15 protein-coding genes and 5 pseudogenes are annotated in these 19598 nt (G+C 45.1%); 15 read left to right on the forward strand and 5 right to left on the reverse strand.

Going from position 1 to position 19598, the window contains the following annotated elements:
* Positions 1–124 precede the first annotated feature (124 nt).
* The 8 genes and pseudogenes from L0M13_RS08125 to L0M13_RS08160 all read left to right on the forward strand — a co-directional run bounded on the left by L0M13_RS08125 (position 125) and on the right by L0M13_RS08160 (position 8483).
* Positions 125–762 (forward strand): annotated as a pseudogene (locus L0M13_RS08125) (helix-turn-helix transcriptional regulator).
* Positions 763–772: 10 nt separating this feature from the next.
* Positions 773–1575, forward strand: a pseudogene (locus L0M13_RS08130) (pyruvate, water dikinase regulatory protein).
* A gap of 252 nt (positions 1576–1827) precedes the next feature.
* Positions 1828–3631, forward strand: a pseudogene (gene dnaG, locus L0M13_RS08135) (DNA primase).
* 33 nt (positions 3632–3664) lie between these two features.
* Complete coding sequence (gene rpoD / locus L0M13_RS08140; protein WP_235199055.1) at positions 3665–4822, forward strand: RNA polymerase sigma factor RpoD; 1158 nt, start codon at positions 3665–3667, stop codon at positions 4820–4822.
* A 130-nt stretch (positions 4823–4952) separates the two neighbouring features.
* Positions 4953–6091 (forward strand): annotated as a pseudogene (locus L0M13_RS08145) (acyl-CoA dehydrogenase).
* Between the two features lie 129 nt (positions 6092–6220).
* Positions 6221–6613: a cytochrome c550 gene (cccA, locus tag L0M13_RS08150; RefSeq protein WP_235199056.1), complete on the forward strand. Its 393-nt coding sequence runs from the start codon at positions 6221–6223 to the stop codon at positions 6611–6613.
* 60 nt (positions 6614–6673) lie between these two features.
* A complete protein-coding gene (locus tag L0M13_RS08155; protein WP_235199057.1) occupies positions 6674–7414 on the forward strand; it encodes a tRNA (adenine(22)-N(1))-methyltransferase in 741 nt (246 codons plus the stop codon).
* Entirely contained in the window at positions 7374–8483 is a 1110-nt protein-coding gene (locus tag L0M13_RS08160; protein ID WP_235199058.1) for a Nif3-like dinuclear metal center hexameric protein, read from the forward strand. Before L0M13_RS08155 ends, L0M13_RS08160 begins: the two co-directional genes overlap by 41 nt.
* 14 nt (positions 8484–8497) lie before the next feature.
* Here the strand turns inward: L0M13_RS08160 and L0M13_RS08165 are convergent, their stop codons facing one another.
* Both L0M13_RS08165 and L0M13_RS08170 read right to left on the reverse strand, forming a co-directional pair.
* Positions 8498–9028, reverse strand: a complete 531-nt coding sequence (locus L0M13_RS08165) for a DNA topology modulation protein (RefSeq protein WP_235199059.1) — start codon at positions 9026–9028, stop codon at positions 8498–8500.
* A 95-nt stretch (positions 9029–9123) separates the two neighbouring features.
* Positions 9124–10101: a 4-hydroxy-3-methylbut-2-enyl diphosphate reductase gene (locus L0M13_RS08170; protein ID WP_235199060.1), complete on the reverse strand. Its 978-nt coding sequence runs from the start codon at positions 10099–10101 to the stop codon at positions 9124–9126.
* Positions 10102–10226: 125 nt separating this feature from the next.
* Here L0M13_RS08170 and L0M13_RS08175 point away from each other — a divergent pair.
* From L0M13_RS08175 to L0M13_RS08200, 6 genes and pseudogenes are all read left to right on the forward strand, one after another.
* Positions 10227–11521 (forward strand): annotated as a pseudogene (locus L0M13_RS08175) (DEAD/DEAH box helicase).
* Between the two features lie 13 nt (positions 11522–11534).
* The gene (locus tag L0M13_RS08180) at positions 11535–12428 is read left to right on the forward strand and encodes a deoxyribonuclease IV (RefSeq protein ID WP_235199061.1); all 894 of its coding nucleotides are present in this window, start codon (positions 11535–11537) and stop codon (positions 12426–12428) included.
* A 185-nt stretch (positions 12429–12613) separates the two neighbouring features.
* The gene (locus tag L0M13_RS08185) at positions 12614–13387 is read left to right on the forward strand and encodes a metal ABC transporter ATP-binding protein (RefSeq protein WP_235199062.1); all 774 of its coding nucleotides are present in this window, start codon (positions 12614–12616) and stop codon (positions 13385–13387) included.
* Positions 13380–14234 (forward strand): metal ABC transporter permease, encoded by an 855-nt coding sequence (locus L0M13_RS08190; protein WP_235199063.1) that lies wholly within the window; start codon positions 13380–13382, stop codon positions 14232–14234. Before L0M13_RS08185 ends, L0M13_RS08190 begins: the two co-directional genes overlap by 8 nt.
* Positions 14231–14641, forward strand: a complete 411-nt coding sequence (locus tag L0M13_RS08195) for a Fur family transcriptional regulator (protein WP_235199064.1) — start codon at positions 14231–14233, stop codon at positions 14639–14641. The genes L0M13_RS08190 and L0M13_RS08195 overlap by 4 nt, the downstream gene beginning before the upstream one ends.
* Positions 14586–15029: a hypothetical protein gene (locus L0M13_RS08200; RefSeq protein ID WP_235199065.1), complete on the forward strand. Its 444-nt coding sequence runs from the start codon at positions 14586–14588 to the stop codon at positions 15027–15029. The genes L0M13_RS08195 and L0M13_RS08200 overlap by 56 nt, the downstream gene beginning before the upstream one ends.
* Before the next feature lie 174 nt (positions 15030–15203).
* Here L0M13_RS08200 and L0M13_RS08205 read toward each other — a convergent pair whose 3' ends face one another.
* The 3 genes from L0M13_RS08205 to L0M13_RS08215 all read right to left on the reverse strand — a co-directional run bounded on the left by L0M13_RS08205 (position 15204) and on the right by L0M13_RS08215 (position 17654).
* Positions 15204–15794: a hypothetical protein gene (locus L0M13_RS08205; protein WP_235199066.1), complete on the reverse strand. Its 591-nt coding sequence runs from the start codon at positions 15792–15794 to the stop codon at positions 15204–15206.
* A gap of 12 nt (positions 15795–15806) precedes the next feature.
* A complete protein-coding gene (gene ispG / locus L0M13_RS08210; RefSeq protein ID WP_235199067.1) occupies positions 15807–16928 on the reverse strand; it encodes a flavodoxin-dependent (E)-4-hydroxy-3-methylbut-2-enyl-diphosphate synthase in 1122 nt (373 codons plus the stop codon).
* A gap of 216 nt (positions 16929–17144) precedes the next feature.
* Entirely contained in the window at positions 17145–17654 is a 510-nt protein-coding gene (locus tag L0M13_RS08215) for a DUF1189 family protein (protein ID WP_235199068.1), read from the reverse strand.
* Positions 17655–17824: 170 nt separating this feature from the next.
* Between L0M13_RS08215 and L0M13_RS08220 the strand changes: the two genes are divergently transcribed.
* Positions 17825–19456: a Na/Pi cotransporter family protein gene (locus tag L0M13_RS08220; protein ID WP_235199069.1), complete on the forward strand. Its 1632-nt coding sequence runs from the start codon at positions 17825–17827 to the stop codon at positions 19454–19456.
* The last annotated feature ends 142 nt before the right edge of the window (positions 19457–19598 follow it).

Below are 19598 nucleotides of genomic sequence, written 5' to 3' on the forward strand. Positions count from 1 at the left end.
ACTTATAACTCCATCATTGCCTGATATTCAATTCTTTAGTATTGTATCACGGGAAAGTTTTCTTCGCAATATCGCATCCATTAGTATATAATAATCATCATTGAGTATAACATATTTTGAGGCGGTGAGTCCGATCGAACTCAATAAGAGACAAGAGGAAATCCTGCAGATCGTGAAAGGCAATGGCCCGATAACGGGGGAACAAATTGCTGAACGCCTGCATTTGACAAGAGCTACATTAAGGCCAGATTTGGCAATTTTGACGATGGCTGGGTTTTTAGATGCCCGTCCGCGTGTCGGCTATTTCTATTCCGGCAAAAAACCTGGCCAGGACATCACGGATACGATGAACAATATGAAAGTGAAAGACTTTCAGTCGATTCCGGTTGTGGTAAGGGAAGATGTCAGTGTTTATGACGCGATCAGCCAGATGTTCCTTGACGATGTCGGGACCTTGTTCGTCGTCGACAAGAATTCGTTTCTGACGGGTGTGTTGTCCGCAAAGATTTATTACGGACAAGCCTCGGAAGCCAAAATTTAACTGCAATCCCGGTACATATCATCATGACAAGAATGCCGAATATTACCTACTGCGTGAAAAACGAGTCGCTAATTCAGGCTGCTCACCGGTTGATCAATCAGCAGATTGATGCTTTGCCGGTCGTAGAAGAACAGCCGGAAGGCTTTAAAGTCGTCGGGCGGTTGACAAAAACGAATATCACCCGGGCGTTTTTATCATTGTCGGAAAACCACGAATTGTGAGGTGCACGAAATGAAACAACTCCGTATGTTCATAGTCTCTGACTCTGTAGGAGAGACTGGCGAACTGGTTGCAAAAGCGGCTATTAGCCAATATTTATATGCCGATCAAAATGCAGTATTAAAGCGGTTCCCCTATATTGATTCCGTTGAACATCTTGAGGAAATCATAAAACTGGCAGCACAGCAGCAGGCCTTTATCGTCTACACATTGGTGTCAAAAGAATTGCGGCGGTATATCCAATCGGAAACGCCGAAATTCAATGTAACAGCTGTTGATTTAATGGGGCCGCTGATGGACGCATTGGAAAATGAACTGGATTCCATTCCTTTAGAAGAAGCGGGGGTTGGTTCGCAAATTGGATGATGATTACTTTAAAAAAGTGGAAGCCATCGAATTTGCTGTTAAATATGACGATGGACGGGACCCGCGGGATATTGATGGCCGATATTGTTCTGGTCGGAATTTCGAGAACGTCTAAAACGCCGTTATCGCAATATCTGGCGCATAAGCGTTTGAAAGTGGCGAACGTACCGCTCGTGCCAGAAGTGGATCCTCCTGAAGAACTTTATAAAGTCGATCCAGCCAAATGCTACGGATTGGTCATTTCTCCTGAGAAATTGAACTCAATCCGCAAAGAGCGGTTGATTGCATTAGGATTAAGCGATGATGCAAATTACGCGAAAATCAACCGGATTCATGAGGAAATTGCCCATTTTGAGAAAGTTGTCAGCAGAATCGGCTGTGAAGTCATCGATGTGACAAACCGCGCCGTAGAAGAAACTGCTAATTTAATTTTGAGCAAACGCAAGTAATAGCGACCATTCACCTGCAGGCGATGGAGCCCAGTTGAGTGGAAAATAGTAAACAACAAAGAAAAACCTCCTCAACAGGTGGTTTTTCTATTTAAATTGTGGATTTTTTGTCCAAAACGTTTTATAATGAAGAATTGTGGCTAAAACAAATATAATGGCCAATAAATTGTCTCGATCTTTTTGATGAAAGATGAAGGAATTCCTTAAAATATCACGAATTAAGTATGTTAAGCAAAAAAAGATGGTGATAATGTGTCAAATCGAGTTCCAGAAGAAGTGATCGAACAAATCCGTACTTCTACGGATATTGTAGACGTCGTCGGTGAATATGTTCAATTAACAAAAAGAGGGCGCAATTGGTTCGGGCTCTGTCCATTTCATGGTGAAAGCACGCCATCGTTCTCGGTAACATCCGACAAGCAGATTTTCCATTGCTTCGGCTGCGGAGGCGGGCGGAAATGTCATCACTTTCCTGATGGACATTGAAAACATTACATTTCAAGACGCATTGGCTCGCCTCGGCAGCCGGGCAGGAATCGACGTAGACATCACAGTCCCGAACGATTCCGGCCCAGCACCTACAAAAACAGACCATCAGCTTATTTTGATGCATGAATTTGCAGCAGACATGTACCACCATATCCTCATGAATACAGAAGAAGGGCAAGAAGCGCTCGACTATTTGGAAAACAGAGGGTTCACAAAGGAAATGATTGAAAAATACCGGATTGGCTGGTCATTGCCCGAATGGAATTACATGGCTACCGCATTGCAGCGAAAAGGCTTCAGTGAAGAGGAATTGGTGTCTAGCGGGCTCGGTATCCAGCGAGAGCAAAAAAATGGATTTTTTGATCGTTTCCGCGGTAGAATCATGTTTCCAATCACGAACGAATCTGGTAAAGTCATTGCATTTTCCGGCAGGATCTTAGTAAAAAGCAAGGAAGAGGCAAAGTACCTTAATAGTCCCGAGTCGCCGATTTTCCAGAAAAGCCAAGTGCTTTATAATGTGCATCTGGCCCGAAATGCAATCCGGAAAAATCGGAAAATCGTTTTATTTGAAGGATTTATGGATGTTATTGCTGCCGGCAAAGCAGGTGTAGATAATGCGCTTGCAACGATGGGCACTTCTCTTACGTCGCAGCATATTAAAGCGATGAAGCGTTTCGCACAGGAAATTGTCATCTGCTTTGATGGGGATGATGCCGGATGGGAAGCTGCTAAAAGAGCGGCCATTGCATTAAATGAAGAAAAGTTCAAAGTGGAAGTTGCTGTCCTCCCAGGCAAAATGGATCCTGATGATTTTGTCCGGGAACACGGCAATGAAGCTTTTAAAGAGCAGATCATCGGCAAACCGCATGCATTTATTGCATTTGCGATGATGCATGCCCGCAGACATAAAAATTTTCAATATGAAAATGACCTTCTGCAATACATTCAAGAAGTGCTGCAGCTCTTAGCAGGGCGGTCGTCACCGATTGAACGTGATCTTTACATCAAGCAATTGTCTAATGAAACCGGCCTGTCAGAGGAAGCGATTCTTCAGCAATACCGGAAACTTGAAAACAAGACAATCGAACGCAGCCGTCCAAGCGCACCAGTTCAAGAAAAAGCGCCGAAGCGGGATCCGAAACGTGTGACTTCTCTCCACCGTGCTGAAAGGCTGCTGTTTTCCCATGCGTTAGCAAATGCTAGAACCATGGAAAAGTTAGCCCAGGCACCAGATGGCATGCCGTTTGTCAGCGAAGAATTTACAGCGCTGTACGTTCAATTGCTCGGTTTTTACGAAGAATGGGAAAAAGCGGATTTCCATAAATTTCTGGAAACGCTGCGTGACCCGGAACTTCGGAAGCTCGTTATGGAAACAGCTTTGACTGAACGCGATCCTGAACATGCAGATGAAGAAATTGCCGATTGCTTGACGCATCTGCAAAAGCATCGGATCGAACAGCAGATCAAGCTGAAAATTCAGCAGTCAAAAGAAGCTGAAAAACAGCATGATATGAAGCGTGCCTTAGTTTTGGCACAAGAAGTGATTGCTTTGAAGAAATCATTATAGGTTAATCCCGTTTTTTTAAAGGAGGAAAATCGTATGGCTGAGAAATCAGAACGTCCAAACGAAGTTGAAGCAAGCAATGTCTCATTAAGCACTACAGAAGGTCCTGAAGCGACTGTAGAAGAAGCGAAAAAACAATTGATCGAAACAGGTAAAAAAACGGGAGAACTGAATTATGAACAGATTGCCGATAAATTAGCTGTTTTTGAAATGGAATCGGATGCCGTTGAAGAATTCATCGATCAACTTGAGGGGCATGGCATTGAATTGGAACGGAAATCAGATGATGAAGAGCATTTGGACCGTCTCATGAAGCCGACTGAAGAGAAATTCGATTTGAATGATTTAAGTGTGCCGCCAGGCGTCAAAATCAATGACCCTGTCAGAATGTACTTGAAAGAAATCGGCCGGGTGGACCTCTTAAAAGCGGAAGAAGAAGTAAGGTTGGCCAAATTGATTGAACAAGGTGACGAAGAAGCGAAAAAGCGCTTAGCTGAAGCGAACTTGCGTCTTGTTGTCAGTATTGCCAAACGCTATGTTGGACGAGGCATGCTTTTCCTTGATTTGATCCAGGAAGGGAATATGGGCTTGATCAAAGCAGTTGAGAAATTCGATTACTCGAAAGGCTTTAAATTCAGTACGTATGCAACTTGGTGGATTCGCCAAGCGATCACTCGTGCGATTGCCGACCAAGCGCGTACAATCCGTATCCCGGTGCATATGGTGGAAACCATCAATAAATTGATCCGTGTCCAGCGCCAGCTTCTGCAAGACCTTGGACGTGAACCTTCACCGGAAGAAATCGGAGAAGAAATGGATCTATTGCCGGAAAAAGTCCGGGAAATCCTGAAAATTGCTCAAGAGCCAGTATCATTGGAAACACCGATTGGTGAAGAAGATGATTCCCATTTGGGCGATTTCATCGAAGATTCGGATGCGCAATCACCATCTGACCATGCTGCCTATGAATTATTGAAAGAGCAGTTGGAAGACGTTTTAGATACATTGACTGACCGTGAAGAAAATGTATTGCGCCTTCGCTTCGGCTTGGATGATGGGCGTACGCGCACTTTGGAAGAAGTAGGGAAAGTCTTCGGCGTTACACGTGAACGGATTCGCCAAATCGAAGCCAAAGCGCTTCGCAAACTGCGCCATCCGTCACGCAGCAAGCGTTTGAAAGATTTCCTCGAATAAAAAATGCAGGTTGCCGAAATTTTCGGCAGCCTGTTTTTTTATGAATTTCCCCTTTAGAGTTGAGTTTGTCTAAATTTTTCCTATATAATGAAAGTTGTAAGCGTATTCATAACAAAGGGGATGTAATAAGATGAATTTTGATTTGACGCAAGAACAGCAAATGATTAAGAAAACGATTAAAGAATTTGCGGATAAAGTGGTGGCGCCCGGAGCAATCGACCGTGACCGCACAAATGAGTTTCCAAAAGAAATTTTCAAACAGCTTTCCGACATGGGGATGATGGGATTGCCGTTTGATGAGAAATACGGCGGCGCGGCGCTGACACGACAAGTTTCGCTATCGTAACAGAAGAATTGAGCCGCGCATGTGCTTCTACAGGCATTACGTATTCAGCGCATATCTCACTCGGCGGTGCACCGTTGAATCTTTTCGGCACGGACGAACAAAAAGAAAAATACTTGGCTCCGATTTGTTCAGGCGAATCGTTCGGCGCTTTCGGATTGACAGAACCGAACGCAGGGTCGGATGCAGGCGGTACGGAAACACGTGCAATCGAAGACGGCGATGACTGGGTCATCAACGGTTCGAAAGTTTATATCACGAATGCAAGCTATGCAAAGCATTTGGCGATTACCGCAATCACAGGAATGGAAAATGGCAAGAAAGAAATCAGTGCCATTATCGTGCCGACAGATGCAGAAGGCTTCACAATCATCGACAATTATGAAAAGATGGGGCTTCATGCATCGAACACGACGGAACTGGTACTGGAAAATGTCCGCGTGCCGAAAGAAAACTTGCTTGGCAAGCGCGGAGAAGGCTTCAAGCAATTCCTGGTGACTTTGGACGGCGGCCGCATTGGCATCGCTGCAATGGCTGTTGGAATCGCTCAGGCGGCGTTTAACCGTGCATTAAACTATTCTAAAGAGCGCAAGCAATTCGGCAAGAGCCTATCCGAATTCCAAATCACGCAGTTCAAGCTGGCAGATATGGCCCTCAAAATTGAATTGGCACGCAATATGGTATACAAGGCAGCATGGCTGAAAGACCAAGGGCGTCCGTTTACGAAAGAAGCTTCGATGGCAAAGCTTTATGCTTCGGAAATTTCAATGGAAGTGGCGGATGAAGCCATTCAAATCCACGGCGGCTACGGTTATATGAAGGAATATGAAGTGGAGCGTTATATGCGCGATGCGAAATTGCTGGAAATCGGCGAAGGGACATCTGAAGTGCAAAAAATGGTGATTGCACGACAAATCGGCTGTTAAATTACTGAATTTGTCACAATAACTTAAAACTTCTCCCATAAGACTTTTCGTTTTGCAAATAATACAGTACAATAATGAATGATACGAACACTATCATCAAGCAGAACTTTATAGAGGGAGGGGTAACGGATGCAAAAAAATGCAATTGTACCTTATATCTTAATCATGGCGTTCGGTATTGGTCTGATTTTCTTCTTATCTTTAGAAGGCGCCAATAACCAAGAAGAGATTGCTGCAGAACACGCAGAAGAAGAAGGCGGCACAGGCGGCGAAGAGCAAGGCAACGACGGCGGCAGCACGGATTCTGCTGAATTCGATCCAGAAGCACAAGCACAGCAAAGCTGTGTATCATGCCACGGTTCAAGCTATGAAGGCGGAGTAGGTCCATCATTGGTTGATACTGAAATGGATCAAGCAGGAATCGAAGATATTATTGCAAATGGTAAAGGCGCAATGCCAGGCGGACTCATCGAAGAAGAGAATATTCCAGCTATGGCTGAGTGGATTTTATCTCTCGAATAGTTTGAAAACCCCCTTAGTTCTTCTTGAGCTAAGGGGTTTTTGTTGATAGGAGGATAACGGATGAATGCTCAACAATTATCGCTGCGATTAGAACGAGTGGCAAGCCATGTACCGGAAGGCGCCATCGTTGCAGATATCGGCAGCGACCATGCTTACCTGCCATGTTACTTAATATTAAATGGGATGGTTAAAAAAGCGGTTGCCGGGGAAGTAGTAAAAGGTCCCTTTGAATCGGCAAAAAAACAAGTTCGCTTAGAGCAGCTTGATGAACAGATTACGGTGAGGCTAGCGAGCGGACTTTTGGCCATCCACCCTGAAGATGGTGTGACAGCAGTCACTATTGCGGGAATGGGCGGTCCGTTGATTACCTCCATTTTAAATGAGGGGATGGAGCGGCTAGAAGGAGTCAAACGCTTGATTCTACAGCCGAATGTCCATGCCAAAGCCATCCGCGACTGGGCTCAGCAAAACAGCTGGACCATCCAAACGGAAGAAATCTTAAAAGAAAACGATAAAATTTATGAAATTTTAGTGTTGGAACCTGTCGCTGCAGTTTCGGGCTTATCGGAAACGGAACTTTTGATGGGACCTTATTTGATGACACAGCGTTCTCCGATATTCATTGAAAAATGGCAGCGCGAAAGTACCCAATGGAAGAAAATCGTCGCTTCCATGGAATCTACTGAACAAACGGTAGAGATCCTTTCGCGGAAAAATGATTTAGTGCATAAAATCCAACTAGTAGAAGAGGTGCTGAACAGTGAAAATACCGAATGGACAGCAGATCATCGAGGAGTTTGAGAAATGGTCGCCGAAATACTTGGCGATGGAAGATGACCCGATCGGGCTTCATGTGGGAACGTTAAATAAGAAAATCGAACGGGTATTGGTGACTTTGGATGTCAACGAAGAAGTCGTGGATGAAGCGATTGCAAAAGGTGCAGAGTTGATCATTGCCCATCACCCGCCGATTTTCCGACCGCTCAAGAATCTGCAGACCGATTTTCCGCAAGGGCGCTTAATGGAAAAGCTCATTAAACATGACATCGCCGTGTATGCGGCCCATACCAATTTGGATGTGGCAAAAGGCGGCGTCAATGATTTGCTTGCGGACGCGCTAGGGCTCACGAATACGAAAATTCTTGTTCCTACATACGAAGCGGAGTTAGTTAAAATTGCCGTTTTTGTACCGGAAACCCACGAAGAAGAAGTTCGCGTGGCACTCGGAAAGGCAGGAGCCGGAGCTATCGGAGACTATGAATATTGCAGCTATACATTGAGCGGCACGGGACGTTTCAGGCCAACCGATGATGCAGATCCGTTTATCGGCGAAGCGGGAAAAATGGAGATGACGGCAGAATCGAAAATTGAAGTGGTCATCCGGAAAAACGAAAAAGACCGTGCGATCAAAGCGATGATTGCGGCACATCCCTACGAAGAAGTGGCATACGATGTTTTTACATTGGAAAACAAAGAGTTGCCAATGGGCTTAGGGCGCGTCGGCTTGCTTGACGCAGAAATGAGCCTCGAGGATTTTGCGGAACACGTAAAAGGGCGGCTCGATGTTCCGGCTGTACGAATTGTCGGCGACCTCACAAAACCTGTCAAAAAAGTAGCTGTACTCGGTGGCGATGGCAATAAATACATCCATGCAGCAAAACGTGCAGGGGCCGATGTCTACGTCACGGGGGATCTTTATTTCCACGTGGCGCAGGACGCTGATGCAATGGGCCTTGCTGTTGTAGATCCTGGACACCATGTTGAAAAAGTGATGATCAAAGGCGTGGTCAACCACATGTCAAAAACGCAGAACTGGCAATGTGAATTCCTGCCATCCGAAGTCAGCACAGAACCGTTTACATTCAAATAAACAGAGAATCCAGTTTACTTAACGGTAACTGGATTCTCTGTTTTTAGTTGTTCGATAAAGTCTTTTGCTTCTTTTGGGGAAGTCAAAATAACAATTTCTTTTTCACTTGAAAGTTTTTGCAATTTCAGCAAGACGTTCGGGCGTTTATCACGCGGATAATTCCACACCCACTTCAAAAAATTCAAATCAAAGCGTTCTTTGCAGCCTGCAGCTATATCAGGGCGCTGCTTGTTCCGGTAAAGGAAGTTGCGCTTCAGTATCCGGTAAACACATAATTTCCGCGGCATATCCATAAAAATGATGCAATCAGCAGCTTTTAAGCGAAGATCCAGCGTGCCATTGTAATTGCCATCGATGATCCAATTCTCTTTACTGACCATTTGAAGCTGAATCGCTTCTTGTTGCTCCCGAGAGACGGCTGTCCAGTCCGGTTTCCAAAGGATGGCGTCAAGATGATAAACGTTTAGCTGCAATTTTTCACCCAAGTGGCGTGCAAAAGTGGATTTTCCAGACCCTCCTGAGCCGATGATTGCAATTCTTTTCAAGTTGTTTCACCTCACTTTAATCATACGTAAAGCAAAACCGTGAGACTTTGTAGAAAGCTCACGGTTTATTTTAATGGCCCATAGGACATTTCAAACTATTCAACTGGATAAGGTTCAATGCGTTCCGAAGGTTTCGGATGTTTGATCTTCGGCAAGATTTTATTTAATGGTACGCTGCGTGTCAATTCATGCGTTTCCGGATTTTCCGGATCATATTTATCAAGGAAGTTCATCACTTCTTTGACGATCGGAGTCGGAGTAGATGCACCGGCAGTGATGCCGACTGTTTCAACGCCATCGAGCCATTCCAATTTCAGTTCTGAAAGATCTGAAATGCGGTAAGCCGGAGTTCCAGCGATGTCTTGTGAAACTTGAGCCAAGCGGTTCGAGTTGTTGCTCATCGGATCGCCGATGACAATCAGCAAATCCGCTTCGCCTGCTTGGGTTGCCACCGCTTCCTGGCGAACTTGTGTAGCCAAGCAAATTTCTTTATGGACTTCTGAATGCGGGTATTTCTCTTTCAGGCGCTTCATCATATCTACAACATCCCATTGGCTCATGGTCGTCTGGTTGGTCACAATGATTTTGTCTGCTGTTAATTGCAATTGGTCGACATCTTCAACGCTTTCAACCAAGTGAACCAAGTCAGGCGCCACGCCGATTGCCCCTTCAGGCTCCGGATGGCCATTTTTCCCAATGTAGATGATGTGGTAGCCTTCTGCTGTCTTTTCCCGGATCAAATCATGGGTAACTGTTACATCTGGGCAAGTTGCGTCGATAGACACCAAGCCCTTTCTTCTGGCAAGTTCACGGACTTGTGGAGAAACGCCGTGTGCGGTAAAAATAACGGTACCGGATTCCACTTTTTCCAAAATTTCAAGCCGGTTTTTGCCATCCAATGTGATGATCCCGTCTTCTTCAAATGCGTCTGTAACATGTTTATTGTGGACTATCATGCCTAATATATAAATAGGGCGGGGCAAAGTTTCGTCCATTGCAGCATTTTTCGCAATGACCATTGCATCAACTACGCCGTAACAATACCCTCTTGGCGATATTTTCATTACCTTCATAACCGCACTCCTTTCAAAATCATACCTTCATTATAAACGAGACGGCCTGTCTTTACAAAAGTTGCAATACGAAAAAAGGGAATTCATGCTATAATGTCAAGAGCGTAAGGAGGGAATATAATCCCATGACAAAATTTAATGACTATCCATTCAAGCCGTTCCTATTAGAAGCGGTGGAAAAACTCGGTTTTAAAGAACCGACCCCGATTCAAAAAGAGATGATGCCCCACATATTGAAAGGCAACTCAGCCATCGGACAATCCCACACAGGAACAGGGAAGACCCATAGCTTCATCATTCCGATTGCAGAGCGCATCGACACAAGCCGCCAAGAAGTTCAGGCAGTCATCTGTGCCCCGACACGTGAACTAGGCACGCAAATTTATGCAGAAATGATGAAACTGGTAGAAGGTTCCGATATCGAAGTGAAAAGCTTTATCGGCGGTACGGACAAAAAGCGTTCGATTAATAAGCTGAAGACTCAACCGCATATCGTCATCGGCACACCGGGACGATTAAAGGACTTGGTGAATGAAAATGCGCTTCTGGTCCATACAGGAAAAATTCTTGTAGTCGACGAAGCGGATCTGGCTTTCGACCTTGGCTTTATCGAAGAAATCGACCAAGTGGCGGGCAAAATGCAAGAAAAATTGGAGATGTATGTATTTTCTGCGACCATTCCGGAAAAATTAAAGCCATTTCTAAAAAAATACATGGAATCGCCGGTCCATATTAAAATTGGCGACAAACGACCGACTGCGGAAGGCTTGGACTTCTACTTGGTGCCTGCACGAAGCAAACGGAAAGTAGAGCGCCTGAAAGAAATCATGGGCATCATCAATCCATATCTAGCCATTATTTTCGTCAATACGAAAACAAATGCAGACTATGTGGCAGATGAACTGGCAAAAGCGGGCATCCGTGTTGGCCGTGTCCATGGTGATTTGGCTCCTCGCGAACGCGTGAAAATGATGAAGCAAATCCGCGACTTGGAATATCAATACATTGTCGCAACGGATCTTGCTGCGCGCGGAATTGACATCCAAGGCGTCAGCCATGTCATCAATTATGAGCTGCCGGAAGACCTGGAGTTCTTTATTCACCGCGTCGGCCGTACGGCACGAGCCGGATTAAAAGGGATTGCCATCACGATTTTCAATCCGGAAGAGGAAGATGCGATCAACCGCGTCGAGAAAATGGGCATTCCATTCCAGCAAAAAGATATCGTCAAAGGCGAGTTTGTTGATTTGAAAGACCGCCACAGCCGCAAAACGCGGTTAGACAGACAAATGAAGCGGATGCGAAAGCGAAGACCATGGTCCATAAACCAAAAGCTGTAAAACCGATGTACAAAAAGAAAATGAAATGGAAAATGGACGAAATCAAAAAAGTCGAACGCCGCAAAAACCGCAAAAAGTAAGGAGATTTTTTAGATGTTAATAGGTTCACACGTATCCATGAGCGGAAAGAAAATGCTTCTTGCAGCAAGTGAAGAAGCGGCTTCCTACGGAGCGAGTACATTCATGATCTACACCGGGGCACCGCAGAATACGCGGCGCAAACCGATTGAAGATCTGAATATCGAAGCGGGACAAGCCCACATGGCTGCCCATAATTTGAGCAATATCGTGGTTCATGCACCTTATATCATTAATTTGGCGAATACCGTAAAACCTGAAACTTTTGAACTTGGCGTTGAATTTCTCCAAAAAGAAATCGAACGGACTGCAGCGCTTGGCGCAAAACAGATCGTCCTTCATCCGGGAGCTCACGTGGGAGCTGGTGCAGAAGCGGGAATCGCGAAGATCATTGAAGGGTTGAACGAAGTGCTGACAGAAGATTATGCTGTCAATATCGCGCTTGAAACGATGGCTGGCAAAGGGACGGAATGCGGCCGCAGTTTTGAAGAAATCGCGGCGATCATTAACGGGGTAACCCATAATGAGCGTTTGTCGGTTTGCTTCGACACGTGCCATACGCATGATGCCGGCTACAACATCAAAGAAGATTTTGACGGAGTGCTTGAGAAATTCGATCGGATTGTCGGAATCAACCGTTTGCAAGTGCTCCATATCAATGACAGCAAAAATGTCCAGGGCGCCGGGAAAGACCGCCATGAAAACATCGGCTTCGGTGAAATCGGATTTGAGGCTTTGAATGGCATTGTGCACCATCGCGATTTGAAACATGTGCCGAAAATTCTTGAAACACCGTATGTCGGAAGCGATGCAAAAAATAAAAAGCCGCCGTACGCTTTTGAAATCGAAATGTTTAAAAACGGGATTTTCACTCCCGGCGTCATCGAAGAAATGAAAACCCCTCTATAAAAGGGATATATAGAAACCGCAGGCAAAACCGGAAGTTCCGGCAAGCCAGCGGTTTTTATTTTTACTGAAATGGTTGAAAGCGAGTGGTTTTCTGAGTTCAATCTATTTACAAGGGGGCTGGAGTCATCTATACTGATTTAATGATGTAAATCGTAATCATTATTAATTAGAAAAGAGGCGGCTTTATGGACGCGCCATTAATCAACATTAAAGAAATCAGTTATGAATATGAACAGACAAAAGCACTTGAGAACATTTCCCTGCAAGTGGAAGAAGGCGATTTTCTGGCCATACTCGGACCGAATGGATCCGGAAAATCAACTTTGCTGAAAGTCATGCTCGGCTTGATCAAGCCGACAAAAGGCAAGATTGAACTTTTTGGCGTCGATTCAAAAAACTTCAAACACCGTGAATGGATCGGCTATGTTTCCCAGAAATCCAATTCCTTCAATTCCGGTTTTCCGGCAACAGTTGAAGAAGTGGTCGCGGGGGGACTGGCCAAAAAAGCAGGCTTGTTCCACCGGCTTTCGAAAAATTACAAACAGGATGTAAAAGAAGCGCTCCTGTCGGTCGGCATGGAAGCTTTCAGCGGCCGAAGCGTCAGTGAATTATCAGGCGGACAGCAGCAGCGCGTTTTTATTGCGAGGGCTTTGGTTGCAAAGCCGAAAGTGCTCATCCTGGATGAACCGACGGTCGGCATCGACCATCAGAATGTCCAATCTTTCTATAATATGCTGGCTTCGCTTAACCGCGATCAAAACATTACGTTGGTGCTGGTGACCCATGACGTGGATACGGTGACGGACCGCATCACTCATGTAGCTTGTCTAAACCAGACCATCCATTTCCACGGATTTAAAGAACAGCTTCATACAATGAGCGACGCCCAGCGCGAAGCTTGGTATGGCCATTCTGTCCGTAAAATTCACCATATCGGAGGAAGCCATAGCCATGATTGATGCTATATTAACGTATGAATTTCTGCAAAACGCCTTTGCTGCAGGGTTGATTATCGGCGTGATTGCACCGCTTCTAGGCGTGTTTATCGTGGTTCGCCGCCTTTCGCTTATAGCGGATGCCCTGAGCCATGTAACCTTAGCGGGAATAGCCGGAAGCTTGTTTTTGAGCCAAAGTGTAGCCGCTTTTGCTTTATTGAATCCGTTATTTCTGGGCATAGCCGCATCTGTCGGCGGATCGATTCTGATCGAACGTCTGAGAAGCCTCTATAAGCATTATGAAGAACTGGCAATTCCGATTATCATGTCGGCAGGGATTGGCTTCGGGGCCATCTTCATTTCGCTGGCGCAAGGCTTTTCCAATGATTTATTCGGCTATCTATTCGGTTCCGTTTCGGCCGTCAGCCGGGAAGACCTGATGATTGTAGCTGGAATTGCGATCGTTGTCTTGGTCTTTATCTTATTATTCTTCAAAGAATTATTCGTATTGTCGTTTGATGATGAGTACGCCAAAGCTTCCGGTTTGCCGGCTAAGTGGATACATTTCCTATTTATGATCGTCACAGCGCTTGTTATCGCGGGCTCAATGCGGATTGTCGGGATTTTATTGGTGTCATCACTGATGACAATTCCCGTAGCTGCAGCAATGCGGGTAGCGAAAAGCTTCAAGCAGACCATCCTGTTGTCCATCTTTTTTGGTGAATTTTCTGTCATCACAGGGTTGGTCACCGCATTCTACTTTAATTTAGCGCCGGGAGGCACTATTGTTGTCACTTCAATTTTCTTGTTATTGCTGGTCATTGGCTTCAAAAAGATCTCTGTTTCAATGAAGAAGGGGGCTGTCGCATGAACATCTCAAAAGCGTGGGACATTTTAAAAGAAAACGGCTATAAGGAAACGACAAAACGTTCGCAAATCCTTGAGTTATTTGCAGACGATGACCGCTATTTGACGGCTCGTGATTTGCTCGACGTCATGCAAAAAGATTATCCGAGCATGAGCTATGATACCGTGTACCGCAACTTGGCGACATTTGTGTCGCTTGGCATTTTGGAAGAGACGGAATTGTCGGGAGAGCGCCATTTCCGGATGCAATGCGAAAGCGAGCATCATCATCACCACTTTATCTGTTTGGACTGCGGGAAGATCAAAGAAATTCCAGTTTGTCCGATGGATATGCTGGGTGCGGCATTGCCGGCTTATGAAATTGCCAACCACAAATTCGAAATTTACGGCAAATGCCCAGAATGCCAATAAGAAAAGCGGAAGTGCCTGTCCAGCTTCGAAAGGCATAAGACGGATTGCCGAAGCGGCGCATCTTGCCGCACAGGCGAGACGGCTTATGACCCGAGAAGCTAGGCACTGGAGTCTGGACAGTAAGAAAAGCGGAAGTGCCTGTTCAGCTTCGAAAGGCATAAGACGGATTGCCGAAGCGGCGCATCTTGCCGCACAGGCGAGACGGCTTATGACCCGAGAAGCTAGGCACTGGAGTCTGGACAGTAAGAAAAGCGGAAGTGCCTGTCCAGCTTCGAAAGGCATAAGACGGATTGCCGAAGCGGCGCATCTTGCCGCACAGGCGAGACGGCTTATGACCCGAGAAGCTAGGCACTGGAGTCTGGACAATAAGAAAACGCAAGCGGTCTGATGCCGCTTGCGTTTTTTCATGTATTTATTCACCGAATGCAAATAACTTACTGCTGAATGCAAATAAAAAATTTTAAGCGCAAATAAACCGCCGCCAAGCGCAAATAAACTTCCTTCAATTGCAAAGAACCAAACAAAAAACCATCAGCGGTTCAGTTCCGCTGATGGTTTTCATTTATTTTGACCGAATGGTTTGCTGAAGAGCAAATTCTTTTTCCACCCATTGCTCGGCTTCTAGCCAGTTATAAACGCGGACCACATTTTTAGGTGTCGGCAAGCGGTTATAAGGAGTGTCGAACAAAATGACAGGAATGTCCAGCTCCTCAGAAATTTCAACAGCGTTATCATGTTTGTCTTCAAAGAAGAGATCCACTTGATGGCGTTTTGCTGTTTCGATTTTCTTATGGGTTCCGATCAATTCGATATGATCATAAGCGATGGCGTGCTCTGCAAACCAATCGTACGTAACATCGCGGACATTTTCGCCGCGTGCTGAGATGAAATACAATTCGTATTGCTCTTTCCATTTATCCAAAATATTCTTTGCGTTTTCCGAAATGGGCGAAGTGGCATAGATTTTTGGTTCAGCTCCCCGGAACCAGTCAAAAAACTCGCTTTTGGGAAGGTGGGGAAGAGCTGCAGTCAAATCGTATTCCTTTATGTCATTTAAAGTCAGGGTGCTGTTGAATGCTTCATTAATATGTGGAATCAATGAGGTAGGTGATGTCACCGTACCATCGATGTCAATGCCAAAACGGCTTCTCATAGCTTCACGACCTTATACTTGTTGTTGTTCCAATTCCGCTTTTTCAGCAGCTTGCTTTTCAAAGTATTCCTTTGCGAGCTTATCGATTTCAACTTTCAATTCTTCAACCATTGTTTCTTCCGGTACTTTACGGACCGTTTTGCCTTTCATGAACAGCAAACCTTCGCCGCGGGCACCAGCGATGCCGATATCGGCTTCACGAGCTTCACCTGGGCCGTTTACCGCACAGCCAAGGACTGCTACTTTAAGTGGAGCTTTGATGTGGGAGATGTATTCTTCCACTTCATTTGCGATTTTGATCAAATCGATTTCAATGCGTCCGCAAGTCGGGCAAGAAATCAATGTCGCAGCGTTTGAAGACAAGCCAAAGACTTTCAATAATTCACGGGCCACTTTTACTTCTTCAACCGGGTCAGCACTTAGCGAGATGCGCAAAGTATTGCCGATGCCTTTTGCAAGCAGTGCCCCGATGCCGGCAGCACTTTTCACAGTTCCAGAGAACAAAGTACCGGATTCTGTGATGCCGAGGTGAAGCGGATAGTCGAAAGCTTTCGAAGCTTTTTCATAAGCTTCAATCGCCAAACTTACATCTGATGCCTTCATCGAAACGATAATGTCATGGAAATCCAAGTCTTCCAGGATCTTAATGTGGTGAAGTGCACTTTCAACCATGCCATCTGCAGTTGGGTAGCCGTATTTTTCAAGGATTTTGCGTTCCAAAGAACCGGCGTTAACCCCGATGCGGATCGGAATGCCTTTCGCTTTTGCTGCGTTTACAACAGCTTCCACTTTTTCGCGGCGTCCGATATTGCCTGGGTTGATGCGGATTTTGTCAGCGCCTTGTTCAATAGCGATCAAAGCCAATTTATAGTCAAAATGAATATCAACAACAAGCGGGATATTGATGCGTGCTTTGATTGCACCGATTGAATAAGCTGCGCGTTCATCCGGACAAGCGACGCGGACAATTTGGCAGCCTGCTTCTTCAAGGCGCAGAATTTCTGCAACTGTCGCTTCCACATCGTGGGTTTTTGTTGTTGCCATACTTTGAATGAATAATTCATTGCTTCCGCCAACCGTCAGATCACCAACTTTAACGGGGCGTGTTTTCGTACGGTGAATGCTTTCACTCATTAAAATTCTCTCCTTTTTAGCAGGATAGGCTTCACTCGGCCTACCGCTTTTTCCAACTAGTTGACTAGTTTGTTTCAGTTACCTATTGCCATTTTAGCAGTCTGACAACCGAAAAGACAAGAAAGAACGGTTATGCTGCCATTTTTTTGAATAATGGCAAGACTCCATTGCGAGATCGGGATCTGTTCTTGTGCAGATTTCGGTTTAAAGCATATTTCAAGCTTTTTTAACCGGTTGTTTTGGATAATAATTCGTGGCCAAATACAAATAGAGGACCGTCAACAAACTTGTTCCGGCTGAAACCCATAAATCAGCTCCGATAAAACTGAAGGCAAAGGACACAAGTGTCGGAATTGTGACTGCTAAAGCAGTAGTGCGCCAAAGGTGGCGATATTCGCCTTTGCGTTTTTTCATTTTAATAAATAACAAGCCGACTAAAGCGAAAAAACTGATTTTCAAAAAATGATAGAGTGTCGTCGAAACAAATAAAAATACGAAAGCAAAAGGATAGAGCAGAAATTCGATTTGTTCGACAAACTGGAGAAGGCCATCCACATCACTGGTCGTATCGCTCAAGCCGAGTGATAATTCAATGAAGGAAATTACCGTCATAAACAGGATGAACACGAAAACAAAGCGCATAATCTTTCCTATTGTCATAATACGGACGGCTGCCTGCTTTTTTGGTTCCATTAAACTGGCTTTAAATAATTGATAAAGATTCACATCCATCTTCCTTTCAGCTAATAATTATATCCTAACATGGAGAGCAGGTAGAAATTGGGGTGCTTTGTTACGGGAATGTAAATTTTAATTAAAGGTATTTACAATGCCTTATCGAACTCTTCATAATAGACTAGGTGTGAAATCGTAAATTTAGGAGTTGAATGTACATCGTGGAAACGAATTGGCAAGAAATGCTTTTTACTTTCTTTGGCGGTTTGGGAATATTCCTATTTTCTATTAAGTATATGGGGGATGCCTTGCAAAAAGCTGCGGGCGACAGATTGCGGGGAATTTTAGACCGCTTTACGACTAACCCTTTCATGGGAGTCCTCGTAGGGATTATCGTTACTGTGCTGATTCAATCGAGTTCGGGTACAACAGTTATTGTTGTCGGATTAGTAAGTGCAGGATTTATGACTTTAAGACAGGCTATCGGTGTCATCATGGGTGCCAATATCGGGACAACCGTAACGGCATTTATCATTGGGCTGGATGTAGGGGCGTATGCATTGCCGATTATGGCAGTCGGTGCCGCGCTGATTTTCTTCTTTAAGAAAAATCAAATCCAGAACTTCGGACAAGTGGTGTTCGGTTTCGGCGGCCTGTTCTTCGGGCTCGAATTGATGAGCGACGGGATGAAGCCTTTGCGCGAATCTTCCGCTTTTATCGATTTGACAGTCAGTTTAAGTGATCTGCCGATTCTAGGAGTAGTTGTCGGGACGGTATTTACCTTGATCGTACAAAGTTCAAGTGCGACTGTTGCGATTTTGCAGGGCCTTTACGCAGAGAATGTCTTGTCGTTGGGCGCATCGCTGCCGGTACTTTTCGGAGATAATATCGGTACAACGATCACTGCTGTACTCGCAGCATTAGGGACTTCAATTGCTGCGCGCAGAGCAGCAGCTGTCCATGTCCTGTTTAATGTCGTGGGTTCAATTGTTTTCCTGCTGCTATTGATGCCGTTCACGGCGTATGTAGAATGGATTGCTGGGATATTGAACCTGGAACCGAAAATGCAAATCGCTTTTGCCCACGGTACATTTAACGTTGTAAATACAATTATTCAGTTTCCATTGATCGGCTTCTGGGCTTATCTGGTGACGAAAGTCATACCAGGCGAAGAAGTTTTGATCGAATTCAAGCCGAAGCATTTGGATGTCCATTTTATCGAACAATCGCCTTCGATTGCGTTAGGCCAAGCGAAAGAAGAAGTTTTGCGAATGGGCGGATACGCGGTGCAAGGCCTTGAAGAAACTTACGAATACTTGAAAACGAAAAGCAAGAAAAGTGCGGAGATGGCTTATCAGCTGGAAGATGCCATCAATAATCTGGACAGCAAAATAACGGATTATTTGGTATTGATTTCTGCTGAATCGATTTCCGCTACAGATTCGACACGCCACACAATGCTGATGGAAACGGTGCGGGATATTGAACGGATCGGAGACCATTTTGAAAACATCATTGAATTGGTGGATTATCAGGAAAATAACCGAGTGAAAATCACAGAAGATGCAATGGAAGATTTACGTGAAATGTTCACATTGACGATTGCCACTGTGAAAAAAGCTTTGGATGCTCTGGATACAACGAGCCACGAATTGGCGCGTGAAGTAGCTGAGCAAGAAGATCTGATTGATAAGATGGAACGCAAATTCCGCAAAAAGCATATTATGCGCTTAACGGAAGGCCAGTGTTCTGCTCAAGCGGGAATCGTTTTTGTCGACATCGTCAGCAATTTAGAACGGGTCGGCGACCACTCCGTCAACATTGCAGAAGCCATTCTTGGCAACCGGGCATAAAACATACTGGCGGGTGGAGAAAAACGGATTTTCGTTGCTCTTTAACCGGCAGCAGCAAGAACCCGGGAGTTAAACTGGAACTCTTGCTGCCCATTCCAGTAGAATAGATAAAACAGCTCCTTTTCATTACTTTACATTTCAA

The organism is Planococcus sp. 107-1, from assembly GCF_021513255.1.
Taxonomy (GTDB): Bacteria; Bacillota; Bacilli; order Bacillales_A; family Planococcaceae; genus Planococcus.